This is a genomic window from Pseudomonas sp. SG-MS2 (assembly GCF_009933855.1).
Classification (GTDB): domain Bacteria; phylum Pseudomonadota; class Gammaproteobacteria; order Pseudomonadales; family Pseudomonadaceae; genus Aquipseudomonas; species Aquipseudomonas putida_E.
On record NZ_MOMO01000230.1, the window covers coordinates 22,133 to 38,917 of the forward strand.

The following is a 16,785-nucleotide window of genomic DNA, read 5'->3' on the forward strand; positions in this document are numbered from 1 at the left end:
CACCGTTACTTGTAGCGGTGGATGTTGGACAGCTGTTTGTTCGGCTGTGGGTTCTTGCGGTAGATCAGCGCTTTCTTGCCGATGGTCTGCACCAGCTCGGCGCGGCCGGCCTTGCACAGCTCTGCGATGGTCTCGGCGCGCTCTTCGCGATCTTCCGAGCGAATTTCGACCTTGATCAGCTCGTGGTCGACCAGTGCGCGCTCCAGTTCGGCGATCACGCCTTCATTCAAACCGTTGCCAGCAACGATCAGGACCGGTTTCAGGTCATGACCAATGGATTTGTATTGCTTCTTCTGCTCGTTATTGAGCGGCATAATCTGACCCTTTCCGTCTGATTCTGTAAAATTGACGGGTATTTTACCCGAGGGCCTGTGGCTCCGCCCAGTCAAACACGACGCATATCATCGAGGTGCCCCGTGGTACAACGTTCCAAAAGCAGCGCTAACTGGCTGCGAGAGCATTTTAACGACCCTTTTGTTAAGCAGGCGCAGAAGGATGGCTACCGCTCGCGTGCGAGCTACAAACTGCTGGAGATCCAGGAGAAAGACCGCCTGATCCGCCCAGGCATGAGCGTGATCGACCTGGGCGCGGCGCCGGGTGGCTGGTCGCAGGTGACCAGTCGTCTGATTGGTGGCCAGGGCCGTCTGATCGCTTCGGACATTCTGGAAATGGACTCGATCCCGGACGTTACCTTCATCCAGGGCGACTTCACCCAGGATGAGGTCCTGCAGCAGATCCTCGATGCGGTCGGTGATTCGCACGTAGACCTTGTGATTTCCGACATGGCCCCCAATATGAGTGGTACGCCTGAGGTGGACATGCCGCGCGCCATGTTCCTCTGTGAGTTGGCCCTGGACCTGGCAACACGTGTGCTCAAGCCCGGCGGTGATTTTCTGATCAAGATTTTCCAGGGCGAAGGCTTTGACATGTACCTAAAGGATGTGCGCACCAAGTTCGACAAGGTGCAGATGCGCAAGCCGTCCTCTTCACGGGATCGCTCGCGTGAACAGTACCTGTTGGGTAAGGGTTTCAAGGGCGCTTGAATGGCGTGCTGCGGGGTGGTCGATAGTTATTTCCAATCGGCCGCCCCGTCTGGATTGTCCGAACTTCGTGTAGTCTAGATTTCACAAAGGGTTACAGACGGTGCCTGCGGTTGCGTAGGTAATGTAGTAAGTTAGGGCGATGAATATCATGCGAGGCACGGCTGCGTCGTGCGCCGGCCTCAGAGGGTAGCGAATTGAACGACATGGCAAAGAATCTGATCCTGTGGTTGATCATCGCAGCTGTCCTGGTGACAGTGATGAACAACTTCTCCAGCCCTAACGAGCCGCAGACCCTCAACTACTCCGACTTCATCCAGCAGGTCAAGGATGGCAAGGTCGAGCGTGTGACCGTCGACGGCTACATCATTACCGGCAAGCGCGCCGACGGCGACAGCTTCAAGACCGTTCGCCCGGCCATTACCGATAACGGCCTGATCGGCGACCTGGTCGACAATAACGTGGTCGTCGAAGGCAAGCAGCCCGAGCAGCAGAGCATCTGGACTCAGCTGCTGGTGGCGAGCTTCCCGATCCTGGTGATCATTGCCGTGTTCATGTTCTTCATGCGCCAGATGCAGGGCGGTGCAGGCGGCAAGGGCGGGCCGATGAGCTTCGGCAAGAGCAAGGCGCGCCTGCTTTCCGAAGACCAGGTCAAGACCACTTTGGCTGACGTTGCAGGTTGCGACGAGGCCAAGGAAGAAGTCGGCGAGCTGGTCGAGTTCCTGCGCGACCCGGGCAAGTTCCAGCGTCTGGGTGGCCGCATCCCGCGTGGTGTGCTGATGGTCGGCCCGCCGGGTACCGGTAAGACCTTGCTGGCCAAGGCCATTGCCGGCGAAGCCAAGGTGCCTTTCTTCACCATTTCCGGTTCGGACTTCGTCGAGATGTTCGTCGGTGTGGGTGCCAGCCGTGTGCGCGACATGTTCGAGCAGGCCAAAAAGCACGCCCCATGCATTATCTTCATCGACGAGATCGACGCCGTTGGTCGCCACCGTGGCGCCGGCATGGGCGGCGGTCACGATGAGCGTGAGCAGACCCTCAACCAGTTGCTGGTCGAGATGGACGGCTTTGAAATGAACGATGGCATCATCGTCATCGCCGCCACCAACCGTCCGGACGTACTGGATCCGGCCCTGCTGCGTCCTGGCCGCTTCGACCGCCAGGTGGTGGTCGGCCTGCCAGACATCCGTGGTCGTGAGCAGATCCTCAAGGTTCACATGCGCAAGGTTCCGATCGGCGAGAACGTCAACCCGGCAGTCATTGCCCGTGGTACTCCAGGCTTCTCCGGTGCTGACCTTGCCAACCTGGTCAACGAAGCTTCGCTGTTCGCTGCGCGCTCCAACAAGCGCCTGGTCGAGATGAAAGAGTTCGAACTGGCCAAAGACAAGATCATGATGGGCGCCGAGCGCAAGACCATGGTCATGTCCGAGAAGGAAAAACAGAACACCGCCTACCACGAGGCCGGTCACGCCATCGTTGGTCGCCTGGTGCCTGAGCATGACCCGGTTTACAAGGTCTCGATCATCCCGCGCGGTCGCGCCCTGGGTGTGACCATGTTCCTGCCCGAGGAAGACCGTTACAGCCTGTCCAAGCGTGCTCTGATCAGCCAGATCTGCTCGCTGTACGGTGGCCGTATCGCCGAGGAAATGACCTTGGGCTTCGACGGTGTTACCACCGGTGCCTCGAACGACATCATGCGTGCCAGCCAGATTGCCCGGAACATGGTCACCAAGTGGGGCCTGTCCGAGAAGCTCGGCCCGCTGATGTATGCCGAAGAAGAGGGTGAGGTTTTCCTCGGCCGCAGCGCCGGCAGCCAGCACGCCAGTGTTTCTGGCGAAACGGCCAAGCTGATCGACTCGGAAGTGCGCAGCATCATCGACCAGTGCTACGCCACTGCCAAGCAGCTGCTGACCGACAACCGCGACAAGCTCGATGCCATGGCCGAAGCGCTGATGAAGTACGAGACCATCGACGCCGACCAGATCGACGACATCATGTCCGGTCGTACGCCTCGCGAACCGCGTGACTGGGATGACGACAAGACTTCGGGCACGCCTGCTGCCCAGAATGATCGCCCTGAATCGCCGATCGGCGGCCCAGCGGCTCAACACTAAGGGCATCTATGAGCTCTAAGCTGTACCCGACCCGGTTGCCTTGCGGCAACCGGGTTCTTGATTTGTCCCGTACCCATGTCATGGGTATCCTCAATATCACCCCCGATTCCTTCTCTGATGGCGGGCGCTTCAGTCAGCGCGACGAGGCCCTGCGTCATGCAGAAGCCATGGTTGCGGCGGGCGCGACGCTGATCGACATCGGCGGCGAATCGACGCGCCCCGGCGCCCGTGCGGTCTCGGTGACCGAGGAGCTCGAGCGTGTGGCGCCGATGGTCGAGGCAATCAATAGTCGCCTTGATGTGGTCATTTCGGTCGATACTTCAACGCCTGCCGTCATGCGTGAGTCGGCTCGCCTCGGTGCTGGCCTGATCAACGACGTGCGTGCGCTGGAGCGCGATGGCGCCCTCGATGCCGCTGCAGATACCGGGCTGCCGGTGTGCCTGATGCACATGCGCGGTGAGCCGGGGAACATGCAGGACGACCCGCATTACGAGGATGTGACCGCCGATGTAACGCGCTATCTTGAACAGCGGATGGCGGCTTGCGCAGCAGCGGGTATCGGTGCCGAACGCATCATCCTCGACCCGGGTTTCGGGTTCGCCAAGACACTGGCGCATAACCTGAGCCTGTTCAAGCATATGGAAGCACTTTACAGTCTCGGGCGCCCGTTGCTGGTGGGTGTTTCACGCAAGAGCATGATCGGCCTGACGCTGGATCGTCCGGTTGGTGAGCGGCTGTACGGCAGCCTGGCGCTGGCGGCCTTGGCCATGACCAAGGGTGCCAGCATTCTGCGCGTCCATGATGTGGCCGAGACCGCCGATGTGGTGCGCATGATTGCTGCGGTACAGAGCGCCGAATAAGAACAGTGGAGTCCCTATGAGCAGAAAATACTTTGGTACCGACGGCATCCGTGGCCGCGTCGGCGAATACCCGATCACCCCTGACTTTATGCTGAAGCTGGGCTGGGCGGCGGGCATGGCCTTCCGCAAGCAGGGTAACTGCCGCGTGTTGGTGGGCAAGGACACGCGCATTTCCGGTTACATGTTCGAGTCCGCGCTCGAGGCGGGCCTTTCTGCTGCAGGTGCTGACGTCTTGCTGCTCGGGCCGATGCCTACCCCGGCCATCGCCTACCTGACCCGTACCTTCCATGCTGAAGCGGGTATCGTCATCAGCGCTTCGCACAACCCGCACGATGACAACGGTATCAAGTTCTTCTCAGGCCAGGGCACCAAGCTGCCCGACGAAATCGAGCTGATGATCGAGGAGCTTCTTGACCAGCCGATGACGGTGGTCGGCTCGAGCAAGCTGGGCAAGGTCTCGCGCATCAACGATGCCGCTGGCCGCTACATCGAGTTTTGCAAGAGCAGTGTGCCGTCCAGCACCGGCTTCGAAGGGCTCAAGCTGGTGGTCGACTGCGCTCATGGCGCCACCTACAAAGTCGCGCCGAGCGTGTTCCGTGAGCTGGGTGCCGAAGTGACGGTGCTGCATGCACAGCCTGACGGCCTGAACATCAACGAAAGCTGCGGCTCGACCCACATCGAGTCGCTGCAGGCGGCAGTGCTAGTCGGTCACGCCGACTTGGGCATTGCCTTCGACGGTGATGGTGACCGGGTGTTGATGGTCGATCATACCGGCGCGATCGTCGATGGCGACGAGCTGTTGTTCATCATCGCCCGGGACCTGCACGAGCGGGGCAAGCTGCAGGGCGGGGTGGTCGGTACGCTGATGAGTAACCTGGGCCTGGAGCTTGCACTCAAGGACCTGGACATTCCTTTCGTGCGGGCCAAGGTTGGCGACCGCTACGTCATGGCCGAGCTGCTGGAGCGCGGCTGGCTGGTGGGGGGTGAAAACTCCGGGCATGTCGTGTGCTGCAACCACACCACCACCGGTGATGCGATCATTGCCGCACTGCAGGTACTGCTGGCGCTCAAGCGCCGCGGCGAGACCCTGGCGCAGGCTCGCCAGGCCTTGCGCAAGTGCCCGCAGGTGTTGATCAATGTTCGCTTCGGGGCCAGCAAGGTCGACCCCTTGGAGCATCCGGCTGTCAAGGAGGCCAGTGCCAAGGTTACCGAGGACATGGCAGGGCGTGGGCGTGTGCTGTTGCGCAAGTCGGGCACCGAGCCGTTGGTGCGGGTGATGGTTGAAGGTGACGATGAAAGCCAGGTGCGCACGCATGCCGAAGCCCTGGCCAAACTGGTCGCTGAAGTTTGTGTCTGAATTGGGCTTGCCAGCGCAGATCTGGTTGGGTAAGATCTGCGCCCACTTTGACCGACGAGGTAAAGCATGCGTCGCCCCATGGTAGCTGGTAACTGGAAGATGCACGGTACCCGCGCCAGCGTCGCTGAGCTGACTCAGGGCTTGGGCAATATGCTCATTCCCGAAGGTATCGAAGTCGCGGTTTTTCCTCCCGCCCTGTTCATCAATGAAGTCATTGATGGCCTCAAAGGCAAAGGAATCATCGTTGGAGCACAGAATTCTGCAGTACAGCCCGAACAGGGTGCGCTGACTGGTGAAGTTGCACCGAGTCAGTTGGCTGAAGTGGGTTGCAAGTTGGTGTTGATTGGTCACTCCGAACGTCGCCAGGTTATCGGTGAAAGTGAAGAAGTGCTTAATCGCAAGTTTGCAGCTGCTCAGAAAAGTGGTTTGACGCCGGTGCTCTGCATAGGGGAAACTCTACAAGAGCGCGAAGCAGGCAAGACGCTTGAAGTTGTAGGGCGTCAACTAAGCAGTGTTATCGACGCGTTCGGTATTGCCGCTTTTGCCAATGCAGTAATTGCCTATGAGCCTGTATGGGCCATCGGTACAGGTTTGACGGCCTCGCCGCAGCAAGCTCAGGATGTGCATGCAGCCATCCGTAAGCAGTTGGCAGCGAAGGACGCCGAAGTTGCGCAGAATGTGCAGCTTCTCTACGGCGGTAGCGTGAAGGCGGCCAATGCGGCCGAACTGTTCGGCATGCCGGATATTGATGGGGGGCTCATTGGTGGAGCATCCCTGAACGCAGACGAATTCGGTGCAATTTGTCGCGCCGCAGGAAACTGAACAAATGCTGGAAACAGTCATCGTTGTTTTTCATCTGTTGGCAGCGCTGTCGCTTGTAGTGCTGGTGCTGTTGCAACAGGGTAAGGGTGCGGAAGCAGGTGCATCTTTCGGCGCAGGTGCTTCAAATACTGTGTTCGGAAGCCAAGGTTCTGCTACCTTCCTGAGTAAATTCACTGCTATACTTGCTGCCACTTTCTTTTTGACAGCACTTGGGTTAGGATACTTCGCCAAGCAACAAGCTCACCAGCTTGGTCAGGCGGGACTTCCGGATCCAGCGGTGTTGGAAGTAAAGCAGCCAAAGCCGGCAGTAAATGATGATGTACCGGTGCTCCAGGAGCAGAAGAGCGAAACCACCCCAGCGGGTGACGTACCTCCTCCAGCCGAAGAGCAGAAGTAACGGGTTTCAAGAAGTAATATTGCCGAGGTGGTGGAATTGGTAGACACGCAACCTTGAGGTGGTTGTGCCCATAGGGTGTAGGGGTTCGAGTCCCCTTCTCGGTACCAATTAAAGCTTGAGAGCCCGCTTTAGCGGGCTTTCTTGCAGGTGGAGGTTAGATTGACCCAGCGACGGGTTCAGTCTTATACTTTCGCCCCAGCTTTGTCGCGGGGTGGAGCAGCTTGGTAGCTCGTCGGGCTCATAACCCGAAGGTCGTTGGTTCAAATCCAGCCCCCGCAACCAGCTTCAGCGGAGCCCCTTTTCAGGGGCTTTTTGCTAGCCGAACAGTTTACGGCGTCGTTGTCCAACGGCGCTTTCAGGGATGGGCGCTTCGCCCATTTTTTATTTGCACAGCATGCACGAGGGGGTTCAGGTGTCGAGCAAGCTAGAACAGTTGCAGGCCTTGTTGGCCCCGGTGGTCGAGGGTCTGGGCTATCAATGCTGGGGGATCGAGTACGTTTCCCAGGGTAAGCATTCGGTATTGCGCATCTATATCGACAAGGAAGGCGGCATTCTGGTGGAGGACTGTGAAGCGGTCAGCCGTCAGGCCAGCGCCATTCTTGATGTGGAAGATCCGATCAGCAGTGAATATACCCTTGAGGTGTCCTCTCCAGGCATGGATCGCCCGCTGTTCACGCTGGAACAGTTTGCCTCGCATGCCGGCGAACAAGTGAAGATCAAGCTGCGTACGCCCTTCGAGGGTCGTCGTAACTTCCAGGGCCTTCTCCGCGGTGTGGAGGAGCAGGATGTGGTGGTCCAGGTGGACAGTCATGAGTTCCTGTTGCCGATCGACTCGATCGACAAGGCCAATATTATTCCCAGTTTTGACTGAGACGTGCCGGGCCCGGCGGACTATCCGGGCCCAATGGCTTGCGCAAGGCGAGGCGTACGATGAGCAAAGAAGTACTGCTGGTTGTTGAATCGGTATCCAACGAAAAAGGTGTACCGCCCGGCGTCATTTTCGAAGCGCTGGAAGTGGCCTTGGCTACTGCAACCAAAAAACGTTTTGAAGACGAAGTCGACCTGCGTGTGGAAATCAACCGCCACACCGGTAGCTACGAGACCTTCCGTCGCTGGACCGTGGTCGACGAAGCCGATCTGGACGATCCGGCAATCGAGACCTGGCTGGCCAAGATCCACGAGACTCACCCTGAAGCCAAGGTGGGTGACGTGATCGAGGAGAAGATCGAGTCCATCGAATTCGGTCGTATCGCCGCCCAGACCGCCAAGCAGGTCATCGTGCAGAAGGTCCGTGAGGCCGAGCGCGCCCAGGTGGTCGATGCCTACCGCGAACGCGTTGGCGAGATCATCTCCGGTACTGTCAAGAAGGTTACCCGCGACAACGTCATCGTCGACCTGGGCAACAACGCCGAGGCGCTGCTGGCTCGCGAAGACATCATTCCACGTGAGACCTTCCGGGTTGGCGTGCGCTTGCGTGCGCTGCTCAAGGAAATCCGCACCGAGAACCGCGGTCCGCAGCTGATCCTGTCGCGCACCGCGCCACAGATGCTGATCGAACTGTTCCGCATCGAAGTGCCGGAAATCGCAGAAGGCCTCATTGAAGTCATGGCCGCTTCCCGTGATCCGGGATCGCGTGCCAAGATCGCCGTCCGCTCCAAGGACAAGCGCATCGACCCGCAGGGTGCCTGTATCGGCATGCGCGGTTCGCGCGTCCAGGCCGTATCCGGCGAGCTGGGTGGCGAGCGTGTGGATATCGTCCTGTGGGACGAGAACCCGGCGCAATTTGTCATCAACGCCATGTCGCCGGCTGAAGTCGCGGCGATCATCGTTGACGAAGATGCCCATGCCATGGACATCGCCGTTGCCGAGGACAACCTGGCCCAGGCCATTGGCCGTGGTGGTCAGAACGTTCGCCTGGCCAGTCAGTTGACCGGCTGGACCCTGAACGTGATGACCGAGAAGGACATCCAGGCCAAGCAGCAGGCGGAAACCGGTGACATCCTGCGCAACTTCATCGAGGAACTGGAAGTCGACGAGGAGCTGGCCCAAGTGCTGGTCGACGAAGGCTTTACCAGCCTTGAAGAAATTGCCTACGTACCGTTGGAAGAAATGCTCAACATCGATGGCTTTGACGAGGATATCGTCAATGAGCTCCGCGCTCGAGCCAAGGACCGTTTGTTGACCAAGGCCATCGCTACCGAAGAAAAACTGGCAGACGCCCATCCGGCCGAAGACCTGCTCTCCCTTGAGGGCATGGACAAGGACCTGGCGGCGGAACTGGCGGTGCGCGGCGTGGTTAACCGCGAAGACCTGGCCGAGCAGTCGATTGACGACCTGCTCGACATCGACGGCATCGACCAAGAGCGTGCCGGCAAGTTGATCATGGCCGCCCGAGCCCACTGGTTCGAGTAATTAGGCGCGGCCTGAGGAGAGAAGTGCATGACGCAAGTCACGGTGAAAGAACTGGCCCAAGAGGTCGAGGCACCGGTAGAGCGCCTGCTGCAGCAGATGCGTGAGGCAGGTCTGCCGCACACCGACGCCGGTCAGGTAGTGACCGACAATGAGAAGCAGACTCTGCTGACCCATTTGAAGAGCAGCCACAAGAGCAAGGCGGAAGAGCCGCGCAAGATTACCTTGCAGCGCAAGACCACCAGCACCCTGCGTGTCGCCGGTAGCAAAAGCATCAGCGTAGAAGTACGCAAGAAGAAAGTATTCGTTCAGCGCAGCCCTGAAGAGATTCAGGCTGAGCAGAAACGTGAGCAGGACGAGCGCCGTGCGGCTGAAAATGCCGCGCGTGACAAGGTCGACGCCGACGTTCGCCAGCGTAACGAAGAGCAGGCTCGTCGCCACGCGACCGCTACTGCTGCCGCTGCGCCGGCTGCCAAGGCCGAGCCGGCACCGGCTGCTGCTGCTCCGGCACCAGCACCGGCGGTCGCTAACGCCCCGGCTTCCGAAGACGCTGCAGCCCGTGCTGCCGAGCGCAAGAAGGACGAGACCCGTCGCAACGAAAGCCGTACTCGCGATGACGACCGTCGCCGTGGCGAGGCGCCACGTGTGTCGATCAAGGTCAAGGTGAAGGAGAAAGAAAAGGCTCCGACCCCTCGTGCCGCTCCGCGCACCACCGACGAAGAGAGCGATGGCGCTCGCCGTGGTCGTGGTGGCAAGGGCAAGCTGAAGAAGCGTAACCAGCATGGCTTCCAGAACCCGACCGGTCCGGTCATCCGTGACGTGACCATCGGCGAGACCATCACCGTCTCGGAACTTGCGCAGCAGATGTCGGTCAAGGCCGCTGAAGTCGTCAAGTTCATGTTCAAGATGGGCACTCCGGTCACCATCAACCAGGTGCTCGACCAGGAAACCGCTCAGCTGATCGCAGAAGAGCTGGGCCACAAGGTCACCCTGGTCAGCGATACCGCCCTGGAAGATTCCCTGGCCGAATCGCTGAAGTTCGAAGGCCAGGCCGAGTCGCGTGCACCGGTCGTTACCGTCATGGGTCACGTTGACCATGGCAAGACCTCGCTGCTCGACTATATCCGTCGTGCCAAGGTTGCCGCTGGCGAAGCCGGTGGTATCACCCAGCACATCGGTGCCTACCACGTGGAAACCGACCGCGGCATGGTCACCTTCCTCGATACCCCAGGCCACGCTGCGTTCACTCAGATGCGTGCCCGTGGTGCCAAGGCGACCGACATCGTCATCCTGGTGGTGGCGGCGGACGATGGCGTGATGCCACAGACCCGTGAAGCCGTTCAGCATGCCAAGGCAGCTGGCGTCCCTCTGGTGGTTGCGGTGAACAAGATCGACAAGCCTGGTGCTGACCTCGATCGCATCCGTAACGAGCTGTCCGTCGAAGGCGTGACCTCCGAGGAATGGGGTGGTGACACGCCGTTCGTCAAGGTTTCGGCGAAGATGGGTACGGGCGTCGACGAACTGCTTGAAGCCGTATTGCTGCAGGCCGAAGTCCTCGAGTTGACGGCCACTCCGACCGCGCCTGGTCGTGGTGTGGTTGTCGAATCGCGCCTGGACAAGGGCCGCGGCCCGGTGGCGACCATCCTGGTTCAGGACGGTACCCTGCGTCAGGGCGACATGGTCCTGTGCGGCTCCAACTATGGCCGCGTGCGTGCCATGCTGGACGAGAACGGCAAGCCTGTTAAGGAAGCCGGCCCGTCGATCCCGGTCGAAATCCTCGGCCTGGATGGCACTCCGGAAGCCGGTGACGAGCTGTCCGTGGTTGCCGACGAGAAGAAGGCCCGCGAGGTTGCACTGTTCCGTCAGGGCAAATACCGCGAGGTCAAGCTGGCCCGTGCTCACGCCGGCAAGCTGGAAAACATCTTCGAGACCATGGGTCAGGAAGAGAAGAAGACCCTCAACATCGTCCTCAAGACCGACGTGCGCGGTTCCCTGGAAGCACTTCAGGGTTCGCTCGGCGGCCTGGGCAACGACGAAGTTCAGGTTCGCGTGATCGGTGGCGGCGTCGGTGGTATCACCGAGAGCGATGCCAACCTGGCGCTGGCGTCCAATGCGGTGCTGTTCGGCTTCAACGTGCGTGCCGATGCCGGTGCGCGCAAGATCGTCGAGCAGGAAGGTCTGGATATGCGTTACTACAACGTGATCTACGACATCATCGAAGACGTCAAGAAGGCCCTGACCGGCATGCTCGGCAGCGATGTTCGCGAGAACATCCTGGGTGTGGCCGAAGTGCGTGACGTGTTCCGTTCGCCGAAGTTCGGCGCCATCGCTGGCTGTATGGTCATCGAGGGTACCGTGTACCGCAACCGTCCGATCCGCGTACTGCGCGACGACGTGGTCATCTTCGAAGGCGAGCTGGAATCGCTGCGTCGTTTCAAGGACGACGCTGCAGAAGTGCGTTCGGGCATGGAGTGCGGTATTGGCGTCAAGAGCTACAACGACGTCAAGGTCGGCGACAAGATCGAAGTCTTCGAGAAAGTCCAGGTTGCTCGTACCCTTTAAGGGCGAGCAGGGTGTCGGCCCCCGCCCCAGGGCGGTGGGCAGCCCCTCAGTAGGTAGCGCCCGGTCAGGCTTCAGCCTGACCGGGCGTTTGCCGCTTTAAGTTACAGGTAGCAAGAATGGCCAAAGAATACAGCCGTACCCAACGTATCGGTGATCAGATGCAGCGCGAGCTGGCAGAACTGATCCGCCGTGAAGTCAAGGACCCACGCGTCGGCCTGGTGACCATCACCGCCGTCGACGTCAGTCGTGACCTGGGCCATGCCAAGGTCTTCATCACCGTCATGGGTGAAGAAACGCCGGACGCAGTGCAGCAATCGCTCAAGGCGCTGAACAGCGCTGCCAGCTTCCTGCGCCTGCACCTGGGCCGCTCGATGCAGCTGCGCAGCGTGCCGCAGTTGCACTTCCATTTCGATGAGAGCGTCAGCCGTGGTGTCCACCTGTCGGCGCTGATCGAGCGTGCAGTGGCCGAAGACCGCCTGCACAAGGATACCGACGAGCAGGACACCAAGGAGTAACCGGTGGCCCAGGTCAAACGTATCCGCCGCAACGTCAGCGGCATCATCCTGCTCGACAAGCCACTGGGGTTCACCTCCAACGCCGCACTGCAGAAAGTGCGCTGGTTGCTCAACGCGGAAAAGGCCGGCCACACCGGCAGCCTCGACCCGTTGGCCACCGGCGTGCTGCCGCTGTGCTTCGGCGAAGCGACCAAGTTTTCGCAGTACCTGCTCGATTCCGACAAGGGCTACGAAACCGTCATGCAGCTGGGGCAGACTACCAATACTGCCGATGCTGAAGGCGAGGTCCTGCAAACCCGTGAAGTGACCGTTGGTCGTGCCGACATCGAGGCGCTACTGCCACGTTTTCGCGGCCCGATCAGCCAGATACCGCCGATGTACTCGGCGCTCAAGCGTGACGGTCAGCCGCTTTACAAGCTGGCACGTGCAGGAGAGGTAGTGGAGCGCGAGGCGCGTTCTGTTACTATTAACCGCTTGGAGTTGCTCGAGTGCGAAGGCACCCGTGCACGGCTGAGCGTAGGATGCAGCAAAGGCACCTATATCCGCACCCTGGTGGAGGATATCGGCGAGGCCCTCGGCTGTGGCGCCTATGTTGCCGAGCTGCGCAGGACCCACGCCGGGCCCTTCGAGCTGGCCCAGACCGTGACCCTCGAGGAACTCGAACAGGCCCACGCCGAAGGCGGCAACGAAGCGCTCGATCGCTTCCTCATGCCTTCGGACAGTGGCCTGCAGGACTGGCCGCTGATCGGCTTGTCCGAACACAGCGCGTTCTACTGGCTGCATGGCCAGGCGGTACGTGCTCCGGACGCGCCGCAATTTGGCATGGTCCGGGTACAGGATCACAATGGTCGTTTCATCGGTATCGGTGAAGTGAGCGAAGACGGGCGTATTGCGCCGCGTCGACTGATTCGGTCGGAATGATCGAAACCGCAGGCTTCGGCTCATGCTGTGGCCTGCGGATACAAGGGTGGCTGTCAGTAGGCACGGTCACACCTTTTTTATTAATACAGGGATTTGTCCCTGGCCTATTGGACCCGCTTGCGGGTTCCGTTATCAGGAGAAGCCACATGGCCCTCAGCGTTGAAGAAAAAGCTCAAATCGTTACCGACTTCCAGCAAGCTGCTGGTGACACTGGTAGCCCTGAAGTTCAGGTCGCTCTGCTGACCGCGAACATCAACAAGCTGCAAGGCCACTTCAAGGCCAACGGTAAAGACCACCACTCGCGTCGTGGCCTGATCCGCATGGTTAACCAGCGTCGTAAGCTGCTGGACTACCTGAAGGGCAAAGACACCACTCGTTACAGCGCCCTGATCGGTCGCCTGGGCCTGCGTCGCTAATAGCGGCCTGGTCAGTGGTGTGCATGGCGTGTCGCATGCTTCGCCAGCGCTGCTTGGCAGCGTTTGCGTCGGACACGCCACGCGTATCTTCGAGGTTGGCAGCCTGGCAACGCCGAGCGGTTTTTTCCGCTCGGCGCCAGGCTCCCAGCCTCGTGTTGTATCTGGACGGTCAATGGGGCCGATTCCCCGTTCTGCCCAAGAATTCGCAAGAAACCAGTTCCCCCAGAGCCACTGAAAAAAGGTAGGAAACCGTGAACCCGGTAATCAAGAAATTCCAGTTCGGTCAATCGACCGTTACTCTCGAAACGGGCCGCATTGCCCGTCAGGCAACCGGCGCCGTGCTGGTTACCGTCGACAACGATGTCACCGTGCTGGTGACCGTGGTCGGTGCCAAGCAGGCCGATCCAGGCAAGGGCTTCTTCCCTCTGTCGGTCCACTACCAGGAAAAGACCTACGCCGCCGGCAAGATCCCGGGTGGCTTCTTCAAGCGCGAAGGCCGTCCTTCCGAGAAAGAGACGCTGACCTCGCGCCTGATCGACCGTCCGATCCGCCCGCTGTTCCCTGAAGGCTTCATGAACGAAGTCCAGGTCGTCTGCACCGTGGTATCGACCAGCAAGAAGACCGATCCGGACATCGCTGCGATGATCGGTACCTCGGCTGCGCTGGCCATCTCCGGCATCCCGTTCGAAGGCCCGATCGGCGCTGCCCGTGTTGCCTTCCACGAAAGCACCGGCTACCTGCTGAACCCGACTTACGAGCAACTGGCTGCCTCGAGCCTGGACATGGTCGTTGCCGGTACTTCCGACGCCGTGCTGATGGTTGAGTCGGAAGCCCAAGAGCTGACCGAAGACCAGATGCTGGGCGCTGTACTGTTCGCTCACGACGAATTCCAGGCCGTTATCCAGGCTGTCAAAGAGCTGGCTGCCGAAGCTGCCAAGCCGACCTGGGACTGGAAACCTGCCGTTGCCAACACCGAGCTGTTCAACGCCATTCGCGCTGAATTCGGCGAAGCCGTTTCGCAGGGCTACACCATCACCGTCAAGGCCGACCGCTACGCGCGCCTGGGCGAGCTGCGCGACCAGGCGATCGCCAAGTTCTCCGGTGAAGAAGGCCAGCCATCGGCCAGCGAAGTAAAAGAAATCTTCGGTGAGATCGAATACCGCACCGTTCGCGAAAACATCGTCAACGGCAAGCCGCGTATCGATGGTCGTGACACCAAGACCGTTCGCCCGCTGAACATCGAAGTCGGCGTTCTGCCGAAGACGCACGGTTCGGCACTGTTCACCCGTGGTGAAACCCAGGCCCTGGTCGTCGCGACCCTGGGTACTGCCCGTGACGCCCAGCTGCTGGACACCCTCGAAGGCGAGAAGAAAGACCCCTTCATGCTGCACTACAACTTCCCGCCGTTCTCGGTGGGCGAGTGTGGTCGCATGGGCGGTGCTGGCCGTCGTGAAATCGGTCACGGCCGCCTGGCCCGCCGTTCGGTACAGGCCATGCTGCCTGCCGCTGACGTGTTCCCGTACACCATCCGTGTTGTGTCGGAAATCACCGAGTCCAACGGTTCCAGCTCCATGGCGTCGGTCTGCGGTGCTTCCCTGGCACTGATGGATGCCGGTGTACCGATGAAGGCACCGGTGGCAGGTATCGCCATGGGCCTGGTCAAGGAAGGCGAGAAGTTCGCAGTCCTGACCGACATCCTGGGTGACGAAGACCACCTGGGCGACATGGACTTCAAGGTTGCCGGTACTGCCAAAGGCGTTACCGCACTGCAGATGGACATCAAGATCAACGGCATCACCGAAGAGATCATGGAAATCGCCCTGGGCCAGGCCCTGGAAGCGCGCCTGAACATCCTCGGCCAGATGAACCAGATCATTGGCCAGTCGCGTACCGAGCTGTCGGCCAACGCCCCGACCATGATCGCGATGAAGATCGACACCGACAAGATCCGTGACGTCATCGGTAAAGGCGGCGCCACCATCCGTGCCATCTGCGAAGAGACCAAAGCTTCGATCGATATCGAAGACGATGGCTCGATCAAGATCTTCGGCGAAACCAAAGAAGCTGCAGAAGCCGCGCGTCAGCGCGTTCTGGGCATCACCGCTGAAGCCGAGATCGGCAAGATCTACGTGGGCAAGGTCGAGCGTATCGTCGACTTCGGCGCCTTCGTCAACATCCTGCCTGGCAAGGACGGCCTGGTACACATCTCCATGCTCAGCGATGCACGCGTAGAGAAAGTGACCGATATTCTGAAAGAAGGTCAGGAAGTCGAAGTGCTGGTACTGGACGTGGACAACCGCGGCCGTATCAAGCTGTCGATCAAAGACGTTGCCGCGGCCAAGGCCTCGGGCGTCTAAGCGACCTGCAACGTTGTACAAAAAGGGCCCTTAGCGGGCCCTTTTTTATTGTCTGCACGGAACCTTTTGCACACTTGCATCTTGCACGCAGATTTACCTCGCAGGTTGCAATTTGCACGATTGGCGACTTGTTCTGATTTTGTTAAGTTATTGATATGAAAGGAAAAATTTAAATATTAAAACCTGGCACAGCCCGTGCAACTACCTTCATACCTGCCGCCAGGACATACGGCGCAGACCTTTCGAAAAACAGGAGTGACTCACATGAAGAAGTTCGCCATTGCTGCCGCTACTGCTACCGCCCTGACCCTGACCATGGCTAATGGTGCGTTTGCCGCCGAGCCTGTCCAGGCTCCAGTCATGCTGGCTGCCAACGACACTGTGGACAACATGCAACAGGAAGGCTCCGACACTTGGATCACCACCAAAGTCAAAGCTGACCTGATGACTGAAAAAGGCGTTCCAGGCAGTGACATCAAAGTCGAAACCAGCCAAGGCGTCGTGTCGCTGTCTTCTGACGTGAAGGTCACCGATTCTCAGAAAGAAGAAGCGGTCCGCATTGCCAAGAACATCAAGGGCGTCAAGAGCGTCATGTCTGATGGTCTGAAGTCCGAATAAGGAATGTCCCGTCGGCCAAAGGATCTGGCCACCTTTCAAAACAGCCCCGGCCTTGGCCGGGGCTTTTCGTTACCGCTCAATTCACTGGGTTACGCGCGATAACGTCGCTTTCGAAATACTCCTGCTCGGCGATCAGAGGCTCTACAAGGGGGCGGCTGTCACGAAAGTGCGCAGTGCGGGTATGCGCTTCATATGCCTCGTCGTCGCGGTAGATTTCGTACAGGTAGATCACCTCCGGATCGACCCGGTCCTGTGACACATCGAACACCAGGCACCCGGGTTCCGTGGCCACGGAGGCGGCAGCGTTTACCTTGATGGCCGTGAGAAAGCGTTCGGCGCAACCGGGCTTGACGCGCGTCTTGATGAACAAGCTATACACATGAGGCTCCTTTTGTTTTAA

At 59.7% G+C, this 16,785-nt stretch carries 16 protein-coding genes and 2 tRNA genes; 16 read left to right on the forward strand and 2 right to left on the reverse strand.

Annotated features, from left to right (window positions below):
• Positions 1 to 5 precede the first annotated feature (5 nt).
• Complete coding sequence (gene yhbY / locus BLX42_RS20075; protein ID WP_003249945.1) at positions 6 to 314, reverse strand: ribosome assembly RNA-binding protein YhbY; 309 nt, start codon at positions 312 to 314, stop codon at positions 6 to 8.
• Positions 315 to 416: 102 nt separating this feature from the next.
• Here yhbY and rlmE point away from each other — a divergent pair, with 102 nt between their 5' ends.
• From rlmE to BLX42_RS20155, 16 genes are all read left to right on the forward strand, one after another.
• Positions 417 to 1,043, forward strand: coding sequence for a 23S rRNA (uridine(2552)-2'-O)-methyltransferase RlmE (rlmE, locus tag BLX42_RS20080; protein WP_012312646.1), 627 nt, complete (start codon positions 417 to 419; stop codon positions 1,041 to 1,043).
• A 203-nt stretch (positions 1,044 to 1,246) separates the two neighbouring features.
• Positions 1,247 to 3,151, forward strand: a complete 1,905-nt coding sequence (ftsH, locus tag BLX42_RS20085) for an ATP-dependent zinc metalloprotease FtsH (protein ID WP_012312647.1) — start codon at positions 1,247 to 1,249, stop codon at positions 3,149 to 3,151.
• A gap of 8 nt (positions 3,152 to 3,159) precedes the next feature.
• Positions 3,160 to 4,011 (forward strand): dihydropteroate synthase, encoded by an 852-nt coding sequence (gene folP / locus BLX42_RS20090; RefSeq protein ID WP_161872469.1) that lies wholly within the window; start codon positions 3,160 to 3,162, stop codon positions 4,009 to 4,011.
• Positions 4,012 to 4,027: 16 nt separating this feature from the next.
• The gene (gene glmM, locus BLX42_RS20095; protein WP_046788152.1) at positions 4,028 to 5,368 is read left to right on the forward strand and encodes a phosphoglucosamine mutase; all 1,341 of its coding nucleotides are present in this window, start codon (positions 4,028 to 4,030) and stop codon (positions 5,366 to 5,368) included.
• Between the two features lie 66 nt (positions 5,369 to 5,434).
• Positions 5,435 to 6,190, forward strand: a complete 756-nt coding sequence (gene tpiA, locus BLX42_RS20100; RefSeq protein ID WP_039603947.1) for a triose-phosphate isomerase — start codon at positions 5,435 to 5,437, stop codon at positions 6,188 to 6,190.
• A gap of 4 nt (positions 6,191 to 6,194) precedes the next feature.
• On the forward strand, positions 6,195 to 6,587 hold the full coding sequence (secG, locus tag BLX42_RS20105) for a preprotein translocase subunit SecG (protein WP_012312651.1): 393 nt from the start codon (positions 6,195 to 6,197) through the stop codon (positions 6,585 to 6,587).
• 21 nt (positions 6,588 to 6,608) lie between these two features.
• A tRNA-Leu gene (locus BLX42_RS20110) sits at positions 6,609 to 6,694 on the forward strand.
• Between the two features lie 98 nt (positions 6,695 to 6,792).
• Positions 6,793 to 6,869, forward strand: a tRNA-Met gene (locus BLX42_RS20115).
• Between the two features lie 130 nt (positions 6,870 to 6,999).
• Positions 7,000 to 7,458 carry a ribosome maturation factor RimP gene (gene rimP / locus BLX42_RS20120; RefSeq protein ID WP_042111874.1) on the forward strand — a complete coding sequence of 153 codons (459 nt, stop codon included), beginning with the start codon at positions 7,000 to 7,002 and terminating at the stop codon, positions 7,456 to 7,458.
• Between the two features lie 59 nt (positions 7,459 to 7,517).
• Positions 7,518 to 8,999, forward strand: coding sequence for a transcription termination factor NusA (gene nusA, locus BLX42_RS20125; protein WP_046788153.1), 1,482 nt, complete (start codon positions 7,518 to 7,520; stop codon positions 8,997 to 8,999).
• 27 nt (positions 9,000 to 9,026) lie between these two features.
• A complete protein-coding gene (gene infB / locus BLX42_RS20130; RefSeq protein WP_046788154.1) occupies positions 9,027 to 11,558 on the forward strand; it encodes a translation initiation factor IF-2 in 2,532 nt (843 codons plus the stop codon).
• A gap of 116 nt (positions 11,559 to 11,674) precedes the next feature.
• Complete coding sequence (gene rbfA, locus BLX42_RS20135; RefSeq protein ID WP_012312655.1) at positions 11,675 to 12,073, forward strand: 30S ribosome-binding factor RbfA; 399 nt, start codon at positions 11,675 to 11,677, stop codon at positions 12,071 to 12,073.
• A gap of 3 nt (positions 12,074 to 12,076) precedes the next feature.
• On the forward strand, positions 12,077 to 12,994 hold the full coding sequence (gene truB, locus BLX42_RS20140) for a tRNA pseudouridine(55) synthase TruB (RefSeq protein ID WP_046788155.1): 918 nt from the start codon (positions 12,077 to 12,079) through the stop codon (positions 12,992 to 12,994).
• Between the two features lie 146 nt (positions 12,995 to 13,140).
• On the forward strand, positions 13,141 to 13,410 hold the full coding sequence (gene rpsO / locus BLX42_RS20145) for a 30S ribosomal protein S15 (protein ID WP_012274241.1): 270 nt from the start codon (positions 13,141 to 13,143) through the stop codon (positions 13,408 to 13,410).
• A gap of 251 nt (positions 13,411 to 13,661) precedes the next feature.
• Entirely contained in the window at positions 13,662 to 15,767 is a 2,106-nt protein-coding gene (pnp, locus tag BLX42_RS20150) for a polyribonucleotide nucleotidyltransferase (RefSeq protein WP_046788156.1), read from the forward strand.
• A gap of 264 nt (positions 15,768 to 16,031) precedes the next feature.
• A complete protein-coding gene (locus tag BLX42_RS20155; RefSeq protein ID WP_039603841.1) occupies positions 16,032 to 16,385 on the forward strand; it encodes a BON domain-containing protein in 354 nt (117 codons plus the stop codon).
• 76 nt (positions 16,386 to 16,461) lie between these two features.
• Here BLX42_RS20155 and BLX42_RS20160 read toward each other — a convergent pair whose 3' ends face one another.
• Positions 16,462 to 16,764: a putative quinol monooxygenase gene (locus tag BLX42_RS20160; RefSeq protein WP_161872470.1), complete on the reverse strand. Its 303-nt coding sequence runs from the start codon at positions 16,762 to 16,764 to the stop codon at positions 16,462 to 16,464.
• Positions 16,765 to 16,785: the final 21 nt, after the last annotated feature.